Origin of the sequence: Fundidesulfovibrio soli, assembly GCF_022808695.1 — a bacterium.
GTDB lineage: Bacteria > Desulfobacterota > Desulfovibrionia > Desulfovibrionales > Desulfovibrionaceae > Fundidesulfovibrio > Fundidesulfovibrio soli.
The window spans coordinates 68,879-89,177 of sequence record NZ_JAKZKW010000002.1 but is presented as its reverse complement, the minus strand read 5'-3'; the positions used below and the strand labels follow the sequence as shown (position 1 = coordinate 89,177).

The following is a 20,299-nucleotide window of genomic DNA, read 5'->3' as shown; positions in this document are numbered from 1 at the left end:
TCCTGCCACGGTAACAGCCATGCAGCACAGATTCCTGAGCCGGATCGAGTTCGTCGGCGGCCTCAACGTCGAAGGCTTCGCCGTGGACCAGGACGCGCCCGAGCGCGTGCTCACGGTCCTGGCCGTGGAGAACGGCGACGTGCTGGCCTCGACCCGGGCGGACACCCCCCGACCGGACCTCAAGGCCCAGGGCATCGGCTCCGGGCACGGCGGCTTCCTGCTGCGCCTGCCCCTGCGCCTGGCCGACGGGCGGGAGCACAGGGTGCGCATCTGCCTGGAGGACGGCCGGGACCTGAACGGCAGCCCGGCCCTGGTCGCGCTCCCGGCAAGGGGGCTCCGGGCCGTGCTGCGGGACACCGCGGAAGAGCTTGCCCGGATCGCGCCTGAACAGGCCCAACGCCTGCTGCACGCGGCGGACATGGTGGGCAGGCTGGAGGAGCGCGCGCCGCAGTCCCTGGATTTCTCCGACTGGCCGGACTACCGCGCCCTGATGCTGCCCGGAATGATCGAGGGCCTGCGCGCCGGGATTGGGGGCAACCCCGCCCCGGCGGTGGCCGCGATCCGCCCGGGCAACGATCCCCGGCTGGCCCTGGAATCCCTGCGCTCCCAGACCTTCGCGCCGGGCGCGGTCGTCCAGTTGGGCGGCGACGCGCCCCTCTCACCCGGCGTCCTGCATGTCCAGGACAGCCCCGCGGGCTTGTCGCAGGCTCTTGAACAGCTGGGCGCTGGACCTGACACCCCCGTGCTGCTGGCGGAACCGGACGTCTCCTTGGACCCCCGCGCCCTGGAGGCCTTCTCCCTGGCCCTGCGCGAGCATCCCCTGGCCTACAGCGACCACGAGGCCCCGCCCGCACCGGGCCAGACGCCCATGCCCAGGCTCAAGCCCGCCTGGGATTACGACCTCTTCCTTTCCTCCGGCTACACCGGCGGCGTTCTGGGAGTGTGCGCCGGGTTCTTGAGCGGATTGCCCGACGGTACCGAATGGGCTGACCTGCCGCTGCTCCTGCTGGAGCGCCTTGGGGGTAGGGTTCCCATCCACCTGCCGCTGCCGCTCTGGGGCCGGGCAGCCCCCGACCCCGCTCCAGCCCTCCAGGCGGTGCGCCGCCATCTGGCCAGGACCGCGCCGGCGGCACAGGCCTATGAAGGCCCCGGAGGGACCGTCCGCGTGGAGTGGCCCCTGCCACCCGGCACCGGCCTGACCTGCGTGCTGCCCACCAAGGACCAGCCCGCCCTGCTGCGCCAGTGCCTGAACAGCCTGCGCGGCCTGGCCGGCTCGGCGATCCCCTTGGACGTGGTGGTTGTGGATAACGGCAGCGCCCTGTCTGAAACTCAGGCTTTGCTGGCCGAACTGGAGGCCACGCCGGGAGTCCACGTGGTGCGCGCGCCGGGGCCGTTCAACTATTCCAGGCTGGTCAACGCCGGTGCGGCCCACGGCGCGGGCTCCATCCTTGCTCTTCTGAACGACGACCTGCTCTTCCCGGCCGATCCCTCAGGCGGCTGGCTGCGCCACGTGCTGGGGCACTTCTCCCGGCCGGACGTGGGCGTGGTGGGCGTGAAGCTGCTCTATCCCGACGGGCTGGTGCAGCACGCGGGCATGACCCTGGGGCCGGACGCCACGGCGGTGCACGCCTTCCGCCACTGCTCCGGCGCGGAGCCGGGCTACATGGGCCTGGCGGCGGCCGCCCGGCAGTGCTCCGCCGTCACCGGGGCCTGCCTGTTCACGCCCCGGGCGCTCTTCAACCGCCTGGGCGGGCTGGACGAGCACGAACTGGCCGTGACCTTCAACGACGTGGACTACTGCCTGCGCGCCAGGCAGGCCGGGCTGCGCACCGTGTGCACGCCCCACGCCTGGGCCTGGCACCTGGAGTCCGCAAGCCGGGGCGCGGACGACTCCCCGCGCAAGCTGGCCCGCGCCTCTCGGGAGCTGGCCCTCTTCGCCGAGCGCTGGGGCCGCTACCTTGAGGATGACCCGCACTACCACCCCCTGCTGAGCCGCCGGGGCCTGCCCTACCTGGGCCTGCGCTTCCCGCTGCCTGCCGCCAGCCATCTGGGCCGCCCTCGCTGAGCACAAATAAAGGCCGCGCCCTGTAGGGACGCGGCCTTCGTGCGTTTGTTGCTCAATCAGCTTAAAATCCCATGTCCTCGTTGACCAGCACCACCACGGTGCGCTCCTTGGGGGCGGACTTCACGGTGATCGTCCAGGTGTTGCAGATGCGCTCGGGGGAGAGGCAGTCCTCGCAGCGGTGCGTGGAGACGCAGGGCGTCTTCTTGCTCAGGCGCGCCGCGTTCACCGGGGCCGCAAGGGAGCGGATGTGCTCCATGGCCGAGAATTCGTCGGGGCAAAGCTTGTTGCGCCCGGCCACCACGATGACCTTTTTGGGGCCGAAGGTCAGCGAGGCCACGCGGTTGCCCGTGCCGTCCAGGTTCACCAGCGCGCCCTGCTCGGTCACGGCGTTGGTGCTGGTGATGAACAGGTCGGCCAGCAGGGCCTGCCTGCGCAGCTCCACCATCTCGGCCGGGGGCAGGGAATAATTGTAGGTGTCGAAGATCTTGAGGCCGGGTACGGCCTTTACCGCTTCATAAATGCCGTTCTCAGCCAGGGTCATGGAGCCCCCGAAGGAGACGGAGCCGGGCTTGCACTCGGGCAGCAGCGTGCCCAGAATGAGCTCCTTGGCATCCTGCGCGGTTTCCACCACGTGGGCGGCGAAATTGTTCTTGCGCAGCGCCTTGGCGGTTTCCTCCAGACGGCACTGATGGAATTCCTTCAGTTTTGGATGCATGGTGAGTCCTTGTTGACAGAAGATGTTATGGGTTTTACCACTCCAGGGCCTGTAGCCCCGCGCGGGAAGGAAGTCCAGCCCGGGCGCGGACCGCTTGACGAAGCCGCGTTTTCCGGCTATGAAGCCAAGTTCCTTTTTTCAATACGATATGGAGAAGACTCATGAGCAAGAGAACCTACCAGCCGTCCAACACCCGGCGCAAGAGGACCCACGGTTTCCTGGTGCGCTCCCGCACGAAGAACGGGCAGGCCATCATCCGCCGCCGCAGGGCCAAGGGCCGCAAACGCCTGGGCGTCTAGAATTTCCGAAGGCCTTTCACCTCGTCAAGCGCCAGCAATTCCTGGACTGTTACGAGCGAGGCCGACGCTACCACACCAAGGGTTTCATCCTTTTCGTGCTCGAACGGCCAGCCCGCGCCGACCATTGGCGGCTTGGGCTGGCCGTGAGCAAGAAAACCGGCCATGCGGTGCTGCGGAACCGGGTGAAAAGGCTCCTGCGGGAATTCTTTCGACTCCACGGCCCTGAAATTCCGGACGGAATCGACATCGTGGCTGTTCCGAAAAAACATCTGGACGCATCCGGCCTGACGCTTGAGCTCCTCACCAGGGACCTCATGCCGACAATCGCCAAAATCCAGGCCAATCAGGAACGCCAGCCACGGCCGGGACCGGCCTGAGGCCACAGGGGCCGCCTCAAGGGGCCTTCGGGCTCTATTGTCCAGGCTGCGAGGCCTGGTTCGGGATACTATGCAAAGGCTTATTTTGGCTCTTATAGCCATGTACCGGTATTGCCTTTCCCCCATGATTCCCGGGCATTGCCGGTTCACACCCTCCTGTTCCGAATACGCGCGCGAAGCCGTCGTCACGCACGGCGCGTTGCGCGGCTCCCTGCTGGCCGCCTGGCGGCTCCTGCGGTGTCAGCCTTTGTGCAGCCCCGGCTACGATCCCGTCCCCCACAACCTGAGCTGGCACGCGTTCACCGCGCGGCGCCGCGAGCGGCTTGCCGCGAAATAGGATGTTCACGTCATGGAAAACAACAAGCGCGTCCTGATCGCCATCGTCCTGTGCCTGGGCGTCCTGATCGCCTGGCAGTATTTCTTCCCGCAGTACAGCATGGTCCAGAAGGCCCCCCAGCAGGAGGCCGCGCAGAAGAAGACCGACGCCGCCCCGGCGGGCAAGCCAGCCGGCAAGCCCGACGCCACCCTGGCCGCCGCCGAACCCATGACCGGCGCGCCCATCGTGGTCAGCACCCCCCTGTACAAGGCCACCCTGCTCAGCTCCGGCGGCGTGCTCCAGCACTTCACGCTCAACAACTTCAAGCTGACCCTGGCCAAGAACTCCCCCAACATGGACCTCACCGAGGAGGCCGCCGCCAAGGCCCCCCTGGGCCTCATCGTGGACGGCCAGGCCACCTGGCGCACCGTTGCCTGGGCCACCGACGCCAAGGACACCGCCCTGGCCAAGGGACAGTCCGCCACGCTGGTGTTCACCGGCACCCAGAACGGCGTGGCCATCAAGCGCGAACTGACCTTCCACTCCGACACCTACATCATCGACGAGGCCGTCACCCTGACCTCGCAGAACGCCCAGACCGCCAGGCTGACCTTCACCCTGGCCGGCGGCAGCCTCACCGGCGGCGAAGCCAACTACAACCCCACCCGCGCCGCCTACCTGGACAAGAGCCTGGAAGAGATCACCAGCCTGGACAAGATCAAGGACGGCAAGGTGGTCGAGAGCGGCGGCAAATGGGCCGCCGTGGAGAGCAACTATTTCATCTCCGCCGTTATCCCCAAGGGCGCCGCCGTGCTCAAGCTGCAGTACGTTGACGGCATCACCCGCCTGGCCGCCGAGAAGGACAACATCGCCCTGAACCCGGGCCAGCCCGTCAAGGTGGACAACAGCTACTTCCTGGGCCCCAAGGAGCGCGCCACCCTGGAGGCCGCCCCCGGCGACCTGAAGATCGCCCTGGACTACGGCATGTTCCACATCCTGGCCGAGGCCTGCCTCTGGCTGCTGGACCTGCTGCACAACTACGTGGGCAACTACGGCGTGGCCATCATCCTGCTGACGGTCATCATCAAGCTGCTGTTCTGGCCGCTCTCCCAGAAGAGCTACCAGTCCATGGAGAAGATGCGCAAACTCCAGCCCATGATGGCCGCCATCCGCGAGAAGTACCCCGACGACCGCAACAAGATGAACGAAGAGCTGATGCAGCTCTACAAGACCTACAAGGTCAACCCGGCGGGCGGCTGCCTGCCCATCGTGGTGCAGATCCCGGTGTTCTTCGGCCTGTACCAGGCGCTGCTCAACTCCATCGAGCTGCGCCACGCCCCCTTCATCGCCAACGTGCCCTTCACGGACATCACTTGGCTGGCCGACCTCTCCGCCAAGGACCCCTTCTACGTCACGCCGCTGATCATGGGCGCCACCATGTTCCTGCAGCAGAAGATGTCGCCGCCTCCCGGCGACCCCACCCAGGCCAAGGTGATGATGTTCATGCCCGTGATCTTCACGTTCATGTTCCTCAACTTCCCCTCCGGTCTGGTGGTCTACTGGCTGGTGAACAACGTGCTCTCCATCACCCAGCAGTGGCTGCTCATGAAGGGAAGCACCGCGCCTGCTCCCAAGAAGGCTTAAGGAGCTTCCATGAGCGACTTCAACACGTTCACCGGCAAAACCGTGGACGACGCCATCAGCGAGGCGTGCAGGTTCTTCGCCACGGAACGCGACAGGCTCGAGATTGAGATCATCACCGGAGGCTCCACCGGCATCTTCGGGCTGGTGGGCAAGAAGAAGGCCCAGATCAAGGCCCGCCGCCGCCATGACCCGGCCCTGAAGGCCGCCATGTGCGAATGCGAGGAGGCCCCCGCAGTACAGCCGGCACGCACGGAGGCCCCCAAGCCGGCGCCCGCCGCCGCGCCTGCGTCCGAAACTGCCGCCGCCCCCGCCCAGGCATCCGGCGAAGAGGCCGCCGAAGCCGCGCCCGCCCCGCAGAAGGGCCGCGAGCCCAGGGGCCGAGGCGGCCGTGGCCAGCAGCGCAAGCCCCGCGAGGCCGCGCCCGCCCGGCAGGCCACGGAGGCATCCGGCGAGGAAGGCGCGGGAGATGAGGCCGCCGCCCAGCCCCGCGAAGGGGGAGATGGCCGCCGTTCACGCTCCCGCAGGCCCCGGCGCGACCGCTCCCGCGGGGAGCAGACCGCCCGCCAGCGCGACGAGGCCCGCCCGGAAGGGTTTGAGGCCTCCAGCCGCGACCTCTCCGACGCGTCCCTGGACGACGACCTGCCCGAAGGCGTGGACCAGACCCCGGCCACCCAGGAACTCAAGGACCTGGCCTCCGAGATCATGCTGCGCCTGCTGACCCCCATCCTGGAGCAGGAGCCCGCCCTGGAGATCGAAGGCACCGCCAGCCGCTTGAGCGTCATCATCCAGGATGAAGAGCACTCCGGCCTGCTCATCGGTCGCGAGGGCCAGACCCTTGCCGCCCTGCAGTACCTGGCCAACCGCATCATGGCCCGCCGCTGGGAGTCCCCGGTGCGCGTGCAGATCAACACCGGCGAGTACCGCGAGAAGCAGGACGACAACCTGCGCAAGATGGCCCTGTACCTGGCGGACAAGGCCAAGAACCTGGGCCGCCCGCAGAGCACCAAGCCGCTGAGCTCCTACCACCGCCGCGTGGTGCATCTGACCCTGCAGGCCGACGAGACCATCCAGACGCGCAGCAAGGGCGACGGGCCCATGAAGCGCGTGATCATCGTGCCCAGGCGCCCCAAGGCCGAGAGCCAGCCGCAGCAGTAGACCGGACGGCAAGCACAGTTCGACAAGGCCGGGGGTTCTCCTCCGGCCTTTTCTTTTCACGCCAAACCAAGGAGGCGCTGATTATGGCCTGGGCAATCCTTTTCCTGGCCGCCCTGTTCGAGATCGGCTGGGCCGCAGGGCTCAAGACCACGGACGGTTTCAGCAGGCCCCTGCCCACCGTGATTGTCGCGGTCAGCATGGTGGCCAGCATCGTGCTGCTGGGCCTGGCCACCAGGCAGCTGCCCATCGGCACGGCCTATGCCGTGTGGACGGGCATCGGGGCGTTGGGAGTGGCCCTCGCGGGCATCCTGTTCTTCGGGGAATCCGCCAGCGCGGGAAGGCTCGCCTGCATGGCCATGATAGCCGCCGGGGTCGTGGGACTGCGGCTGTTCTCGGGGGAGTGACGCGGCGGCTGGAACGGTTCCTGCTGGCATGAGCGGGGCGGCAGATTCTGCCGCGCCCAGAACGCCACCGGGAGGAACCCATGGCCGCCATCAACCAGATCGCCGGCACGACTGCAACCAACCCCTACGCCGCCATCCAGGCCAATTCGCGTTCGGCGTCCACGGCCAGGAGCCAGAGCTCCAACGGAGCAAGCGGCGCGGACACCGTGGACATCTCCGATGCGGCCAAGGAACTCTCCGACATCCTGGCCAAGCAGAACGGCCAGGCCACGGACGCCTCCTCCGGCACCGGCGGGGACAGCGCCGAGGCCATCAAGAAGAAGATCGAGGAACTCCAGAAGAAGATCGAAAAGGTTGAGCAGAGCACCATCCCGGACGATGCCAAGCAGGCCGTGGTGGAGGGGTTGCAGGCCCAGATGGCCCAGCTCCAGCAGCAGCTCTCCAAGATGTCCGCCGGGTCGTCGGGCACCACCGGGCTGAAGGCGAGCGCCTGAATGGACTGAGATCGACGCGAAGCCAAAAGGGATCCCAAAGGGAGGAACCCCCTTTGGCCGCCGGAGGCTTTCTTGGGTCAACCGGCCCCGCCGTGGGAAAATGATGCCTCCGGCGGGCAAAGAGGGCGCTGCCCTCTCTGCACTCTCCCGCCAAAGGAACTTCGTTCCTTTGGAATCCTTTCCCGCTTCGCTCCCTGAGCGGGGAACCTCCCGAAAATCGAAAAGGGATCCCAGGGCGGTCGCCCTGGGATCCCTTTTGAGTGTTCTCACATCGGGATGTTGTGCCGGGAGCCCCCCTTACTTGGAGGGAGGCAGCGTGATGACCACTCCCTTGGCCTGCTTCTCGATCTTGGGCTCCGCGCCCCCTGCCGCCTGCTTGTCGCGGTAATCGAACACGATACGCAGCCTGTCCGGGTGCATGCCCAGGCGCACCTTCTCCACGAAATCAGCCTCCGAAGCCAATGAGGGCTTCACTCCGCCCTGCCAGTGGCCCACCACGTCCACCACCACGCGGGTGGGGCTGTTGTAGCGCGCGGTGAGAACCTTCTCCACAGGCGCGTCCGTGACCACCGTGAGCACCAGGGCGCCCGATACGGCCTTGGCCGTGACCTCCAGCACCTTGCCCGTGGCCTGCGCCCCGGCGTCCCCCGCCTCGCCCTTGGCCGGAGCCGGAGCTGAGGCCTGCTTGGATTCGGCGGACGCCTTGGCGGGGGCATCCTTCTTTTCGGCCGCTGCCGCTTTCTCGGGCTTCTGAGCCTTCTCGGGCATGGCTGGCTTCTCGGGCTTCTGGGCCTTCGCGGGCTTGGCGGGTTCAGGCGCTGCGGCGGGCTGCACGGCCGGAGCCGGAGCGGACGTTGCGGCTTCGGGTGCGGGGACCGGGGCTGGAGCGGGGGCCGGGGCGGGGTTGACGCCGCCGGCCTGCCGCACGGTCCACAACCCCGCCGGGAGCCCGGGCAGGTCCTCGGCCTGGGAGGATTCCGGCGCGGCCTGGGCGGGTTCGCCCTGCTGGGCTTCCATGGGCACTGAGCGGCCCAACTTGGCCACGCGCGCCGCCTCTGAATCGGTGGTGACCTTGTGCGGGTCCCCGGACGCGGCATAGGGGTCGGGCACGTTCTCGGCCTTGGGGGCCTGCTTGGCGGGCTCGGGCTGCGGCTGCGCGGGTGAGGGTGGCGGCGTCTCGGGGGCCTTGGCCTGTTGAGCCGGTTTGGGTTCAGGGGCCTCCTGCCTGTTCATGTAGGCGATGCCCGCACCCAATGCCACCGCGACCCCGATGACGATGGCGACGACCACTTTCGCTGCGTTGTTCACGGCCATTCCCGCAAGCCTCCTTTGCTTAACTCATCCGCGCGGCTCCCGCTTGAAGCCGCGAAGGAATATCCCCCTACACGATTCCGCACCGCCCAGGCAACCGCGCAGGGCGCGGCCGGTTCACCCCGAGGACCTGTTCTCGGACATGAGGCCGCGCAGGGCGGCAAGGTTGCGCACGTCCTCGGCCAGGTCTTTCTCCTTGTGCGTCTCCAGGATCATGGGCAGCCAGGCCAATTGCGGATGGTTGACGATGGATGAGAAACCCTCCAGCCCTATGGCCCCCTGGCCTATGTGCTCGTGCCTGTCCAGGTGCGAGCCAAGACCGCCCTTGGAGTCGTTCGCATGAAGCAGGAGCAGGCGCGAGGGGTCCAGGTGCGACAGGGCGGCGTCCAGCCCCTTGGAGGTGCGTACGTCGTAGCCGGCGGCGAAGCCGTGACAGGTATCGAAACAGAACCCGATGCGGCCTTGATGGCGGGTGAGTCCGGCGATGGCCGCCAGCTCCGCGAGGTCGCCGCCCAGGGCGCTGCCCTGCCCGGCGGTGTTCTCCAGCAGGATCAGGGGGCCGCCCTCCGCGCCGCTCTCGAAGGCTTGGTCCAGTGAGGCGGCCGCTCGGGCCAGAGCCTCCTCCAGCCCTGCGCTCCCGCGCGCTCCGGGGTGCAGCACCACCCAGGGCACGCCGAGCCTGCGGCAGCGCTCCAACTCGGCGGCCAGGGCCGCCACGGAGCGCCCGCGCAACGCATCGTCCGCCGAGGCCACGTTGATCAGGTAGGAGGCATGGCTGGCCACGGGGTAGCTCCCCCAGCGCTCCCAGGCCGCAACGAACAGGGCCGCCTCCTCGTCCGTGACGGGGGCCGCGTCCCACTGGCGTTGGTTGCGGGTGAAAATCTGCAGGGCGGTGCCCCCCACGCTGGCGATGCGCTCGAAGGCCGTATGCAGCCCTCCGGCGACCGATTCATGCGCCCCGATGCGCCTGACGAGCCCTTTTGCACTCATTTTTTGATCCTGGAAGTTGTCTATTGAGTCGATCGCCTAGGAATGCTATTAATTTTCTCCGGGGTTGAACAACCCGCCCCGGTTCAAGCAGCACCCATGACACGCACAGCATACGTTACGCTTTGGTATCCCAAACCCTCTGAAACATTCGTCGTCGGGGAGGTTGCGGCATTACGCAACCTCGGAATGCCCGTGACGGTCTATACGCTCTACGGACGCCTGTCCAAGCACATCGGCGCGGATATGGAAGCCCGATGCGCCCCGGTGGTCCGGCTTGGCTCGCGCAGCACCGGCCGGGGCCTGGCGGCCATGGCCTGGTGGCGCTCCAATCACAAGGAACTTTTCAGGAGCACTGCCAAGATGGTGCTCGGCCGCTTCTGGCGCGACCTGGAGCAGACAGGCGAGAACTCCTGGGCCTTCCTGACCGGGTGCCTGCTGGCGAGGATGTTCCAGAAGGACGGCGTGAACCACATCCACGCCGGATGGGCCAACGGCCCGGCCACCGCCGCCTGGACCGCCTCCATGCTCACGGGCATCCCCTTCAGCTTCACCGGCCGCGCGGGCGACATCTACCCGCCCGACGGCGCCCTGGAGGAAAAGATCGCCGCCGCCGATTTCGTGCGCACCGACGCGGGCTTCAACGTGGAGTACCTGCGCCAGTTCACCAAGGACCGCAAGGACCGCATCCACCTGGTGCGCAACATGCTCTCCTGGGACATCCCCGCCCCCGGGGAGGTGCCCATGCGCGAGCCCTACCGCCTGCTGGCCATCGGCCGCTTCGTGAAGACCAAGGGGCTGGACGTGCTCCTGGACGCCTGCGCCATCCTGCGTGAAATGGGCGCGGATTTCCGCCTGACCCTGGCCGGCTCCGGCAGGATCGAAGGCGCGCTGCGCAAGCAGGCAGAAAAGCTCGGCCTGGCGGACAGGGTGGACTTCCCCGGCTTCGTGCTGCACTCCAAAGTTCCCGAACTCATTGCCGCGCACGACATCTTCGTGATGCCCAGCAAGGTGAGCCCCAACGGGGACCGCGACGGGCTGCCCACCGTCATCATGGAGGCGCTCATCAGCCGCGTGCCCGTGGTGGCCACGGACGTGGGCGGCATCAGGGAAGTGGTGGAGACCGGCGTCACCGGAATGCTCGTGCAGCAGCGCAACCCCGCCGCCCTGGCCGACGCCATCATGGCGCTGGCCTCCGACAGGGAGAAGGCTCTGGAGATGGCCGAGCGAGGCAAACAGCGCGTGGCGGAGTTCTACGACACGGCCCGCAACGCCAGGCAGTTCTACACGCTCATCGCCGGGCGCGAACCAGACCCTCGATAACCGCCGCGTGGCGCCTGGCCACGCTCTGGAGCGAATGCTCCGCCAGGGCGGTCCTCCTGCCCTCCCCCCCCATACGCTCACGCAGTTCCGCATCGGCCAGCAGGGTCGAAAGCGCCCCGGCCAGTGCTTCGCTGTCCCCCTTCGGAACAACGAATCCCGTGCGGCCGTGGCGGATCACCTCGCCCACGCCGCCCACGTCCGTGCCCACGGCGGGCAGGCCCATGCTCATGCCTTCAAGGAGCACGTTGGGCATGCCCTCGTTGGCGGAACTCAGCGCCACGACGGAAGCCGCGCCGTAATGGGGCCTGGGGTCGCTCACTCCGGGCAGCAGCTCCATGCCCGCGGCCGCCGGGCTGGCCGCGATTCGCGCGGCGAGCTTCTCCCGCAGTTCCCCGTCGCCCACAAGCCGCAGACGCGCCTGGGGGAGACCCGGGTGCAGGATCTCGAAGGCCCTGATCAGGGTCTCGTGGTCCTTCACTGGGGCCAGGCGGGCCAGACAGAGGATCATCGGCGGCTCCTGCCGCAGCTGGGGCGCGGGCAGGAAGAAGTCCGTGTCCACGCCGGTGGGGATCACGTCCACCCGCTCCGGGGGCAGCCTGTAGTGCCCCGTGAGGGCCGCCTCGAGCGCCCGGGCGTTGCAGATGTGGTGGTGGGCCAGGTTCTTGAGCAGGCCCTCGTGCTGGCGCCAGAGATCGTCCCCGCCCCGGCAGTTGGCCACCACGGCCGGAACCCGCGCCAGGCGGCCCAGCACGCGGCCCCAGATGTTGGGCACCACGGTGAGCGCCATGAGCGCGTCGGGCCTGAAGCGCGTGAGCCCGCGCCAGAGGCTCCACAGCCCGGCCGGGCCCACCGCGCCGCCGCCGGCCAGCATCCGCACCGTGAGCCCGTATTCCCGGGCCTTGGGCAGGAAGGCCTCGCCGCCCATGAGCGTCCATATCTCGGTATGGAAATGCTCCGGGTCCAGGCGCTTGGCCAGCTCAAGGGCGTGTCGCTGGGTGCCGCCGAGGTGGAGATCCTGCAGGAGGAGAACTGTCTTGACCGGTCGCATGCCCGCCCGCCCCGGCAAGGGGATGTTTTGCCAGCACCGCCGAAATGGGGTACCCGTTCCCGGCGGTGCTTAGCGTAATCCGCATCGGGCCGCCACGAAAACATCCCATGAAGACCCAGCACTCCATCCTGAAGAAATTCCTGCACCTGGCTTGCGCCCAGTGGGTGCGCGACGGCCTGCACACCTTGCTCATCGTGCTGCTGGCCCGGGCCAGCGCCAGCACCTACGGCGAGTTCGTGCTGGCCTTCTCCCTGGCGCAGTTCATCCTGTTCCTTGGCGAGTTCGGCCTGAACCAGCCCATGGTGGTGGCCCTCTCCCGCCGATGGGGCGACAAGGGCCACGTGCTGGCCCAGTACGGGCTTATCAAGGCGGCGCTGCTTGGCGCGGGAATGCTCGGCGTGCTCGGGTTCTGCCTGCTCCAGGGCTACACGGGCGGTCTGCTCTGGATGTCGCTGGGCATCTGCGCCGGGTGCGGCCTGGAACCCCTTGCGGGCTCCTTTTTCGTGGCCTTGCGCGTGCAGGGAAGGCAGGACCTGGAGGCCTACGTGCGCTCGGTCTCGGCCGCCGCGGGCTACGGCTACGCCCTGGCGGCCGTGTGGCTGGGCTGGCCCGCCTGGAGCTTCGGGCTGTTCAAGGTGGTGGAGAACCTGCTGAACCTGGCCGGGAGCGCCTGCCTGGCCCTGCGCTGGGAGGAGGTTTCGGGCCTTGGGCTGGGGCGGCGCGGCATGGCCCGTGCCTGGCGCACCGCCGTGGGCGGGCTGGTGTTCGTGGGCATGGCCCTGGCGGCCATCGGCTACAACAAGGCCAACGTCTTTTTCCTGCAACGCCACGGCGGCGCGGAGCTGGTCGGGGCCTACGGCGTGGCCTGGGAGCTGGTGGACGGGGCCTCCAACCTGGTGGCCTCCCTGCTGCTCTCCGGGGTGATCTACCCGCTGCTGGTCAAGCTCTGGCGCTCCGACAAGGAGGGCTTCGCGCGGCTGGCCAGCGGCTCGGCCCGCACCCTCACCGCCGTGAGCCTGCCCGTAATGGCCTTCCTGGCCATGGAGTCCGACAGGCTCATCCCGCTGATCTTCGGCGAGAGCTACCGCCAGTACGCCTGGGTGGCTCCGCTGCTGACCCCTTCCATCATGATCGCCTTCCTGCACAACCTGGCCGCCTACATGATGCTGGCCTTCGGGCGGGAACGCCTGCTGCTGGCCATCTACACCGGGGGGCTGCTCGCCGGGCTGGGGCTGTGCTGGCTGATGGTGCCGGGTTCCCCGCTCATGGGCGCGGCAGTGGCCATCGTGGCGACCAAGGCCGCCGTGGGCGTGTGCACCGTGGGCTACTGCCAGCGCAGGACGGGCTTCATGAGCCTGCGATCCGCCGCGCTGGCGGCCGGTTGCGCCTGCCTGGCGGCCGGCCTCTGGCTGGCCCTTTCCGGCCGCGCCCCGCGCGAGCTGGCCGAGGCCTGCGCCCTGGCTCCGCTGGCCTGGCTGCTCTGGCGCTGGCGGCCGCGCAAAACGGCCTGACGCGGCTTCCTTTCGCGTCTCCCGGGCTTTTCAGACGCCCGCCTTCCTGATAGTGACAGCCGTGTCACGGAACGGTGGCGATGGTATTACGCCCCACGACACGAGGTATCCCCCATGGAAAACCGCTCCTACTTCGCGCGCCTGCTCGCAGTGGCGTTGTCGGCCCTGCTGCTGGCGGCTGTGGTCATCTACTACCAGGGCAGCCATCGGGCCGGGGAGACCCTCGTCCACGAATTCGAGGAGCGCGAGGCCAACACCGCCGAGGTGATCGCCTGGCTCCTGGCCGAGAAGGCCCCCTATGCCGGGGAGGCCGCCCTGCGGGCGCGCATCCACGAACTGGGGACCCACCTCAAGGTGCGCATTACCTACATTGCCGCGGGCAAGGTGCTGGCCGACTCCGACGTGCCCGACCAGGACCTCGGCAAGCTCGAAGACCACTCCGACCGCCCCGAGATCATCGCGGCGCTGGCCTCCGGCTCGGGCAAGTCCACCCGCTTCAGCTCCACCTTGCAGACCCAGATGCTCTACGTGGCCCGCAAGATCGGCGGCCTGCCGGGCGTGCCCGACGGCGTGCTGCGGATCGCCTCGCCCTACTCCGCAGTGCAGACCGAGCTGGCCCAGTCCAGCCAGCGTTTTCTGGCCGTGGTGGGCGTGATGGCCCTGTGCGCCGCGGCCCTGGCCTTCTTCCTGATCCGCCGCACCCAGGGAGCGCTGCGGGCTTTCAGCGAGGTGGTCAGCCAGATGGACGCGCCCGAAGCCTCGGACAAGATCCGCGTCTGCCCCGGCTCCGAGTTCAAGCCCCTGATGGACTCTATCAACACCCTGGCCAAGCGCAACCGCAAGCACCTGCGCCACCTGCTGGACACCCGCAGCCAGTTCGAGGCCGTGCTGGCCAAGATGAACGACGGGGTGGCCATCCTGGACGAGCAGGGCTCCATCCTGGCCCACAACGACGCCCTGGCCGTCCTGCTCGGGTCGCGCAGCGGGGACTGCTCCGGCAAGCATATGCTGGAGGCGGGGCTGGGGCTCGATCTTTTCGAGACCGTGAGCGAAGCCCTGCGCGCGCCCGATCCCCAGCCCATCCGCTTCCAGGCACGGCTTGCCGACGGCCCCGACGTGGACGTGGACGTGGCTCCCTACGCCACCCAGAAGGGCAAGCGCCGCATGGTCCTGGTGCTGCACGACGTGACGCCCATCAAGAACGCGGAGCGCATCCTGCGCGAATTCGTGATCAAGGCCTCGCATGAGCTGCGCACGCCGCTGACCAGCATCCAGGGCTTCGCCGCCACCCTGGTGGAGTCCCCCCCGCAGGACCAGGAGCAGATGGACAAGATGCTCGGCACCATCCTCAAGCGCAGCCAGGAGATGAGCGGCATCGTCACCGACCTTTTGCACACCGCCAGCCCCCAGGCCGAAAAGGCCCAGGGCTGAGGGAACAATACACAACCCGCCGCAAGGAGCCCGCATGGGATTCAGCCTTTTCCCGAAAGAGGTCAAATTTTTCGACCTCTTCAAAGAACAGAACCGCAAGGTGAAAAAAGCGGTCATCATCCTCGACGAGCTCTTCAACACCTTTGAAGACGTTGAGGACCGCTGCACCCTCATCAATATCATCGAGGCGGAAGCCAACACCATCTCGCGCAACATCGCTGCCGAGCTCTCCTCCACGTTCATCACCCCCCTGGACCGCGAGGACATACACCAGATCAACATCACCCAGGAGGCCCTGATAAATCATATCAAGGCCACGGCCACCCGCATCGGCCTCTTCGACTGCGGCGAGATACTCTATCCGTCGCGCCGCCTGGTGCGCTCGCTGCGCGTGATGATCGAGGAAGCGGGGGAGGTGCTGGACAAGCTCTCCAAGAACAAGCACGCCAAGGAGCACATCGAGAAGATCAAGGCCCACAAGTACGAGTGCGAGATGCTCCTGCTGGTCGGCCTGGGCGAGCTCTTCGACCAGAAAAAGGACGAGCCGCAGAGCATGCTGCACGTCATCAAGTGGAACCACGTATACGGCCGCATCGAGCAGGCCGTGGAGCGGGCCGAGCGACTCAGCGACGTGCTCGAAGGGGTGCTGCTCAAAAATGCTTGAGGTCCCACTGCTGCTCGTGGCCATCGTAGTCATCGCCCTGGTCTTCGACTTCACCAACGGGGCGCACGACTCGGCCAACGCCATAGCCACCATCGTCTCCACCAAGGTCCTCTCGCCCAGGACCGCGGTGATGATGGCCGCCGCCCTCAACCTCTTCGGCGCGTTCCTGGGCACCGAGGTGGCCCATACCGTGGGCAGCGGCATCGTCGGGCCGGACATGGTCTCGGGGTGCCGCATCCTGGTGCTGGCGGCCCTGCTCGGGGCCATCTTCTGGAACGTGCTCACCTGGTACCTGGGGCTGCCGTCGTCGTCCTCCCACGCGCTCATCGGCGGGCTCATTGGCGCGGCCATCGCCTACAAGGGCTGGGCCGCCCCCAGCTACGCCTCCATCGCCAAGAAGGTGCTGCTGCCCTTGTTCCTCTCGCCCATGGCGGGCTTCCTGGGCGGCTACCTGCTCATGGTGCTCATCACCTGGATGTGCGTGAAGGCCCACCCGCACACCGTCAATACGGCCTTCAAGAAGCTGCAGATCCTCTCCTCGGCTTTCATGGCCACCAGCCACGGCCTCAACGACGCCCAAAAGACCATGGGCATCATCACCCTGGCCCTGGTGATTTTCGGCCAGCTGCCCGAGGTGACCATCCCCTTCTGGGTCAAGGTTGTCTGCTCCGTGGCCATGGGCCTGGGCACGGCCATGGGCGGCTGGAAGATCGTCAAGACCATGGGGCACAAGATCTTCAAGCTGGAGCCGGTGCACGGCTTCGCCGCCGAGACCGCGGCCTCGATGGTCATCATGGGGGCCTCCGGCTTCGGTGCGCCCATCAGCACCACGCACACCATCTCCACCTCGGTCATCGGCGTGGGGGCCTCCAAGCGCTTCTCCGCGGTGCGCTGGGGCGTGGCGGGCAACCTTGTGGTCGCCTGGGTGCTGACCATCCCCGCCGCCGCCTTCGTGGCCGCGCTCTGCTTTTGGGCCCTGGAGGCCTTGGGCATCAGCTGAACCAATTCCATGCACGCCCGAAGGGCCGCTCCCAGCCGGGGGCGGCCCTTTGTTTTTCCATGGCGCCGCACGGCGCTAAGCGAAAAGGGAGTGCAGAGTGCCGAAGACCCTTTAGGCGTTCTACTGCTCCTCGCGCAAGCAGAGGCCTCCGGCGGCCAAAGGGAGTTCCTCCCTTTGGAATCCCCTCTGGCTTCGCTGATCTTGCCGCACATTCGTCTGGCGCGGGTGGGCAAAGCGGGGCTATACAGGTACATTCCTTCAAAAGGAGCACGGCCATGCCGAACACCCCCGACATCCGGGACCGAGCCATGGGCGCTATCATGGGCGCCTTCGTGGGCGACGCCCTTGGCCTGGGCCCGCACTGGTACTACGACCTGGACCAACTGCGCCGCGACTACGGCGACTGGATCGACGGCTACACCGACCCCAGGCCCGGGCGCTACCACGAGGGCCTCAAGGCGGGCCAGAGTTCGCAGGCGGGCTTCATCCTGGCGCTGACGCTGCGCTCCCTGGTGGAGCGCGGCGGGTACGACCAGGAGGACTTCTGCCGCCGCCTGGACGAGGAGCTCTTCCCGCACCTGGACGGCACCCCGGCCAGCGGCCCCGGCGGCTACACCAGCCAGTCCATACGCGAGGCCTGGAGGCGGCGCACGGTCCAGGGCAGGCCTTGGGGCGAGCCCGGCGGCCCGGCCGACACCACCGAGGCCATTGAGCGCTGCCTGGCCATCGCCGTGCGCTACGCCCTGCATCCGGGCCAGCTGGCCACGGCCGTGGCGCGCAACGCGGCCCTGACCCAGGGCGACGACCTGGTGCTCTCCATGACCGTGGCCTTCTGCTCCGTGCTGGGACAGCTGGTGCAAGGGCATCCATTGGACGCCCGCATCTCCGGCAGGCTCATGGAGCTTGTGCACCGGGGCGAGCTGCCCTTCCACGCGGTCACGCGCGACGATCTCCAGCCGCCGCGCCCCGGCGACCCGGACCCGCCCCGCGCCGGAAGGTTCGCCTCCCCGGACGCGCTGCTCTCGCCCGCGTACATGGCAGCAGCAGCCGCCGACCCCGGCGTCAGCATAGAACCGGCCTGGAAGGTATCCCTGGTCTACGGGATGCCCTGCGCCATCTACCACCAGCTCCCGGCGGCGTATTACCTGGCGGCCCGCTTCAAGCACGACTTCGAGTCCGCCGTGCTCCACGCGGTCAACGGCGGGGGGCAGAACCAGGCCAGGGCCATCCTGACAGGAGCCCTGGCCGGGGCGCAGACGGGCCTGCGGGGCATTCCGCGTCGCTTCCTGGAAGGGCTGGAGGATGCGCCCGCGTTGCAAGGCCTGGCGGGCGCTCTCGCCGACGCGGCCGTGACAGGCTGATCGCGCTTCATCCGCCTGTTGACGGCCCGGCGCGAAAAGGTGCAAGGATGGAGTAATTCTCCAGATCGAGGAGGCTCCATGAGACTTGCGTACCGAAAGATCATACCGATGGCCCTGCTGGCGCTCTGCGCCTTCATGGCGGCACCGCACCGGGCCGCGGCCCAGAACACCGGGCAGGACCCCGGCGGGCGCATCGTGCGCACCGAAAGCGGCGAACGCTACTACCTGGACGAAAAGGGCACCCTGCACCGCATCGTGCGCGAGGCGCGCGACCCCGGCGGTGTGGAGGGCATCTTCTACTACATCGAGGACGACGACCGCCCCGTGGTGGAGCGCGGGGGCACAGGCCTGTATTACCTGGACTCCTCCGGCCGGTTCCACCCCGTGGAGAGCGCCCCTCCGCCCAGCCCCCAGCCCTACACCGTCATCCCCGGCAGCGAAGCGAGGGCTCCCAGGGCGCTCCCCTGTTCCGCGCAGGTGGAGAGCTGCATGGCCGGATGCCGGGGCATCTCCCCGAGGCAGGCGGCGGACAGGCCCAACTGCGTGGCCATCTGCGAAGAGATCCGCCGCAACTGCAGAGACCGCTGAGCCCGCCGGGAAAACCCTGAGTGAAAATGACCCCCAGAGAAGCAATCCAGAACATAAGGAGCCGAGATGCGAGACACGACCAGACACATCCTCCCGAATGCCCTGCGCGCGCTGAGCGTCGCCGTCATCCTGGCGGCCCTCTGCCTGCTGGGCACGGACTCCCAGGCATACAAGCCCGCCCCCGCCCCAGGGGCTGAAGGGACGCAGCAGCGGCCCACCCGCGTCTACAGGGACGACAACGGCCAGCTCTACTATGTGGACGACCAGGGCGCGCTGCACACCATCCAGCGGCGCGGCGTGATAACGGAGCAGAACGGAGACAGCAACGTGTTCTACCTCAAGGGAGACGAGAGGCCCTACTCCCTGGACAACTCCGGGCGGCTCTTCTACCGCGACAACGACGGGACCATGCACTTCATCGACGAATCAGGCCCTGGCAAGCCCATCGACCCCTTGCCGCTGCTGAGGGACTCCAAGGTCTACCCCGCGCTGCAGAGCGGCAAAAGCCCCTCCTACTGCGCAAGCGAGCTTCGGAAATGCAAGGAGCGCTGCTCCGGGCTCTCCTCCTCCAAGCGGAAGGCCTGCATGGAGGACTGCGCCTCGGACAACGACCAGTGCCTGAGAATGTACTAGCGTAACGGCGCTGCCCGTCCCTCGCGGGACGGGCGCGCATTGACGGACGGCGGCGCTGCAGGCCGCCGTCCGATGGGAGACAATCCATGCCCACGTTCAAGGCGAAGGACGGCACGAGGATATACTACAACGACTGGGGCACCGGGCAGCCCGTGGTGTTCAGCCACGGCTGGCCGCTCTCCTCCGAAGCCTTCGAGGACCAGATGTTCTTCCTGGCCTCCAGGGGCTTCCGCTGCGTCGCCCACGACCGCAGGGGCCACGGCCGCTCGGACCAGCCCTGGCACGGTAACGACCTGGACACCTACGCCGACGACCTGCACCGCCTGGTCAAGGAACTGGACCTCAAGGACGCCGTCCACGTGGGCCACTCCACCGGAGGCGGCGAAGTGGTGCGCTACATCGGCAGGCACGGCTCCAAGCGCGTGGCCAAGGCCGTGCTCATCGGGGCCATCCCGCCGCTGATGCTCAAGACCGAGGCCAACCCGGGGGGCCTGCCCATGGAAGTCTTCGACGGGATCAGGGCGGGCGTGCAGGCCGACCGCTCCGGGTTCTTCAATGATCTGCCAGTGCCTTTCTACGGCTACAACCGCCCGGGGGCCAAGACCTCCGAGGGCGTTCGCTACGCCTTCTGGCGGCAGGGCATGGCGGCCGGGTTCCCGGCCTGCTACTTCTGCGTCAAGGCCTTCTCCGAGACGGACCTCACCGAGGATCTCAAGAAGGTGGACGTGCCCACCCTGTTCCTGCACGGCGACGACGACCAGATCGTGCCCATCGGTGCTTCGGCCATGCTGGCGCACAAGCTCGTGCCCGGCTCGATCCTCAAGGTCTACCCCGGCGCGCCCCACGGCATGTGCACGACCCACAAGGACCAGGTCAACGCGGACCTGCTCTGGTTCATACAGGAGGGGGAGGTGTAGCCCTGGCCCACCCCGGACAAATAAAGAGAGCCCGCCATGAGCGGGCTCTCTCGTCT

At 67.8% G+C, this 20,299-nt stretch carries 20 protein-coding genes and 1 pseudogene; 17 read left to right on the top strand and 4 right to left on the bottom strand.

The annotated features are described in order from the left end of the window. Window positions 1-19 precede the first annotated feature (19 nt). A complete protein-coding gene (locus MLE18_RS04240) occupies window positions 20-2,065 on the top strand; it encodes a glycosyltransferase family 2 protein (protein WP_243367614.1) in 2,046 nt (681 codons plus the stop codon). 61 nt (window positions 2,066-2,126) lie between these two features. Here the strand turns inward: MLE18_RS04240 and MLE18_RS04235 are convergent, their stop codons facing one another. Then, the gene (locus MLE18_RS04235; RefSeq protein ID WP_243367611.1) at window positions 2,127-2,780 is read right to left on the bottom strand and encodes a lactate utilization protein; all 654 of its coding nucleotides are present in this window, start codon (window positions 2,778-2,780) and stop codon (window positions 2,127-2,129) included. 161 nt (window positions 2,781-2,941) lie between these two features. Here MLE18_RS04235 and rpmH point away from each other — a divergent pair, with 161 nt between their 5' ends. The 7 genes and pseudogenes from rpmH (at window position 2,942) to MLE18_RS04200 (ending at window position 7,469) form a co-directional block, all read left to right on the top strand. Next, window positions 2,942-3,079 carry a 50S ribosomal protein L34 gene (gene rpmH, locus MLE18_RS04230; protein ID WP_243312195.1) on the top strand — a complete coding sequence of 46 codons (138 nt, stop codon included), beginning with the start codon at window positions 2,942-2,944 and terminating at the stop codon, window positions 3,077-3,079. Window positions 3,080-3,093: 14 nt separating this feature from the next. Then, window positions 3,094-3,456 (top strand): annotated as a pseudogene (rnpA, locus tag MLE18_RS04225) (ribonuclease P protein component); the annotation flags it as partial. A 70-nt stretch (window positions 3,457-3,526) separates the two neighbouring features. Further along, window positions 3,527-3,793: a membrane protein insertion efficiency factor YidD gene (gene yidD, locus MLE18_RS04220; RefSeq protein WP_243367608.1), complete on the top strand. Its 267-nt coding sequence runs from the start codon at window positions 3,527-3,529 to the stop codon at window positions 3,791-3,793. Between the two features lie 12 nt (window positions 3,794-3,805). Further along, window positions 3,806-5,416: a membrane protein insertase YidC gene (gene yidC, locus MLE18_RS04215; protein WP_243367606.1), complete on the top strand. Its 1,611-nt coding sequence runs from the start codon at window positions 3,806-3,808 to the stop codon at window positions 5,414-5,416. A 9-nt stretch (window positions 5,417-5,425) separates the two neighbouring features. Next, on the top strand, window positions 5,426-6,571 hold the full coding sequence (gene jag, locus MLE18_RS04210) for an RNA-binding cell elongation regulator Jag/EloR (RefSeq protein ID WP_243367604.1): 1,146 nt from the start codon (window positions 5,426-5,428) through the stop codon (window positions 6,569-6,571). An 83-nt stretch (window positions 6,572-6,654) separates the two neighbouring features. Beyond that, window positions 6,655-6,975, top strand: a complete 321-nt coding sequence (locus tag MLE18_RS04205; RefSeq protein ID WP_243367602.1) for a DMT family transporter — start codon at window positions 6,655-6,657, stop codon at window positions 6,973-6,975. Window positions 6,976-7,055: 80 nt separating this feature from the next. Beyond that, entirely contained in the window at window positions 7,056-7,469 is a 414-nt protein-coding gene (locus MLE18_RS04200; protein ID WP_243367600.1) for a hypothetical protein, read from the top strand. Window positions 7,470-7,766: 297 nt separating this feature from the next. On the opposite strand, the gene MLE18_RS04195 is transcribed toward MLE18_RS04200, so the two are convergent. Beyond that, window positions 7,767-8,783, bottom strand: a complete 1,017-nt coding sequence (locus tag MLE18_RS04195; RefSeq protein ID WP_243367598.1) for an AMIN domain-containing protein — start codon at window positions 8,781-8,783, stop codon at window positions 7,767-7,769. Window positions 8,784-8,897: 114 nt separating this feature from the next. Then, the gene (locus tag MLE18_RS04190) at window positions 8,898-9,770 is read right to left on the bottom strand and encodes a deoxyribonuclease IV (protein WP_243367596.1); all 873 of its coding nucleotides are present in this window, start codon (window positions 9,768-9,770) and stop codon (window positions 8,898-8,900) included. Window positions 9,771-9,956: 186 nt separating this feature from the next. Here MLE18_RS04190 and MLE18_RS18070 point away from each other — a divergent pair, with 186 nt between their 5' ends. Further along, the gene (locus MLE18_RS18070; protein WP_419714883.1) at window positions 9,957-11,090 is read left to right on the top strand and encodes a glycosyltransferase; all 1,134 of its coding nucleotides are present in this window, start codon (window positions 9,957-9,959) and stop codon (window positions 11,088-11,090) included. On the opposite strand, the gene MLE18_RS04180 is transcribed toward MLE18_RS18070, so the two are convergent. Then, entirely contained in the window at window positions 11,059-12,138 is a 1,080-nt protein-coding gene (locus tag MLE18_RS04180; RefSeq protein ID WP_243367592.1) for a glycosyltransferase, read from the bottom strand. The genes MLE18_RS18070 and MLE18_RS04180 overlap by 32 nt on opposite strands. A 107-nt stretch (window positions 12,139-12,245) precedes the next feature. Here MLE18_RS04180 and MLE18_RS04175 point away from each other — a divergent pair, with 107 nt between their 5' ends. From MLE18_RS04175 to MLE18_RS04140, 8 genes are all read left to right on the top strand, one after another. Further along, the gene (locus tag MLE18_RS04175) at window positions 12,246-13,649 is read left to right on the top strand and encodes a lipopolysaccharide biosynthesis protein (protein ID WP_243367590.1); all 1,404 of its coding nucleotides are present in this window, start codon (window positions 12,246-12,248) and stop codon (window positions 13,647-13,649) included. A 114-nt stretch (window positions 13,650-13,763) separates the two neighbouring features. Beyond that, window positions 13,764-15,080, top strand: coding sequence for a histidine kinase dimerization/phospho-acceptor domain-containing protein (locus tag MLE18_RS04170; protein ID WP_243367588.1), 1,317 nt, complete (start codon window positions 13,764-13,766; stop codon window positions 15,078-15,080). 34 nt (window positions 15,081-15,114) lie between these two features. Then, window positions 15,115-15,744 carry a DUF47 domain-containing protein gene (locus MLE18_RS04165; RefSeq protein WP_243367587.1) on the top strand — a complete coding sequence of 210 codons (630 nt, stop codon included), beginning with the start codon at window positions 15,115-15,117 and terminating at the stop codon, window positions 15,742-15,744. Next, complete coding sequence (locus MLE18_RS04160; RefSeq protein ID WP_243367585.1) at window positions 15,737-16,744, top strand: inorganic phosphate transporter; 1,008 nt, start codon at window positions 15,737-15,739, stop codon at window positions 16,742-16,744. The genes MLE18_RS04165 and MLE18_RS04160 overlap by 8 nt, the downstream gene beginning before the upstream one ends. A 275-nt stretch (window positions 16,745-17,019) precedes the next feature. Further along, window positions 17,020-18,105, top strand: a complete 1,086-nt coding sequence (locus MLE18_RS04155; RefSeq protein ID WP_243367583.1) for an ADP-ribosylglycohydrolase family protein — start codon at window positions 17,020-17,022, stop codon at window positions 18,103-18,105. A gap of 78 nt (window positions 18,106-18,183) precedes the next feature. Beyond that, window positions 18,184-18,693 (top strand): hypothetical protein, encoded by a 510-nt coding sequence (locus tag MLE18_RS04150; protein WP_243367581.1) that lies wholly within the window; start codon window positions 18,184-18,186, stop codon window positions 18,691-18,693. A 66-nt stretch (window positions 18,694-18,759) separates the two neighbouring features. Beyond that, on the top strand, window positions 18,760-19,326 hold the full coding sequence (locus MLE18_RS04145; RefSeq protein ID WP_243367579.1) for a hypothetical protein: 567 nt from the start codon (window positions 18,760-18,762) through the stop codon (window positions 19,324-19,326). A gap of 86 nt (window positions 19,327-19,412) precedes the next feature. Next, entirely contained in the window at window positions 19,413-20,243 is an 831-nt protein-coding gene (locus MLE18_RS04140; protein ID WP_243367577.1) for an alpha/beta fold hydrolase, read from the top strand. The last annotated feature ends 56 nt before the right edge of the window (window positions 20,244-20,299 follow it).

Excerpts from the sequence above, each read along its gene's own strand:
- yidC (WP_243367606.1), top strand. The coding sequence starts at position 3,806 with ATGGAAAACAACAAGCGCGTCCTGATCGCCATCGTCCTGTGCCTGGGC.
- rpmH (WP_243312195.1), top strand. The coding sequence starts at position 2,942 with ATGAGCAAGAGAACCTACCAGCCGTCCAACACCCGGCGCAAGAGGACC.
- MLE18_RS04205 (WP_243367602.1), top strand. The coding sequence starts at position 6,655 with ATGGCCTGGGCAATCCTTTTCCTGGCCGCCCTGTTCGAGATCGGCTGG.
- MLE18_RS04235 (WP_243367611.1), bottom strand. The coding sequence starts at position 2,780 with ATGCATCCAAAACTGAAGGAATTCCATCAGTGCCGTCTGGAGGAAACC.
- yidD (WP_243367608.1), top strand. The coding sequence starts at position 3,527 with ATGCAAAGGCTTATTTTGGCTCTTATAGCCATGTACCGGTATTGCCTT.
- MLE18_RS04140 (WP_243367577.1), top strand. The coding sequence starts at position 19,413 with ATGCCCACGTTCAAGGCGAAGGACGGCACGAGGATATACTACAACGAC.
- jag (WP_243367604.1), top strand. The coding sequence starts at position 5,426 with ATGAGCGACTTCAACACGTTCACCGGCAAAACCGTGGACGACGCCATC.
- MLE18_RS04155 (WP_243367583.1), top strand. The coding sequence starts at position 17,020 with ATGCCGAACACCCCCGACATCCGGGACCGAGCCATGGGCGCTATCATG.
- MLE18_RS04170 (WP_243367588.1), top strand. The coding sequence starts at position 13,764 with ATGGAAAACCGCTCCTACTTCGCGCGCCTGCTCGCAGTGGCGTTGTCG.
- MLE18_RS04190 (WP_243367596.1), bottom strand. The coding sequence starts at position 9,770 with ATGAGTGCAAAAGGGCTCGTCAGGCGCATCGGGGCGCATGAATCGGTC.
- MLE18_RS04150 (WP_243367581.1), top strand. The coding sequence starts at position 18,184 with ATGAGACTTGCGTACCGAAAGATCATACCGATGGCCCTGCTGGCGCTC.
- MLE18_RS18070 (WP_419714883.1), top strand. The coding sequence starts at position 9,957 with ATGCCCGTGACGGTCTATACGCTCTACGGACGCCTGTCCAAGCACATC.
- MLE18_RS04145 (WP_243367579.1), top strand. The coding sequence starts at position 18,760 with ATGCGAGACACGACCAGACACATCCTCCCGAATGCCCTGCGCGCGCTG.
- MLE18_RS04195 (WP_243367598.1), bottom strand. The coding sequence starts at position 8,783 with ATGGCCGTGAACAACGCAGCGAAAGTGGTCGTCGCCATCGTCATCGGG.
- MLE18_RS04175 (WP_243367590.1), top strand. The coding sequence starts at position 12,246 with ATGAAGACCCAGCACTCCATCCTGAAGAAATTCCTGCACCTGGCTTGC.
- MLE18_RS04160 (WP_243367585.1), top strand. The coding sequence starts at position 15,737 with ATGCTTGAGGTCCCACTGCTGCTCGTGGCCATCGTAGTCATCGCCCTG.
- MLE18_RS04180 (WP_243367592.1), bottom strand. The coding sequence starts at position 12,138 with ATGCGACCGGTCAAGACAGTTCTCCTCCTGCAGGATCTCCACCTCGGC.
- MLE18_RS04240 (WP_243367614.1), top strand. The coding sequence starts at position 20 with ATGCAGCACAGATTCCTGAGCCGGATCGAGTTCGTCGGCGGCCTCAAC.
- MLE18_RS04165 (WP_243367587.1), top strand. The coding sequence starts at position 15,115 with ATGGGATTCAGCCTTTTCCCGAAAGAGGTCAAATTTTTCGACCTCTTC.
- MLE18_RS04200 (WP_243367600.1), top strand. The coding sequence starts at position 7,056 with ATGGCCGCCATCAACCAGATCGCCGGCACGACTGCAACCAACCCCTAC.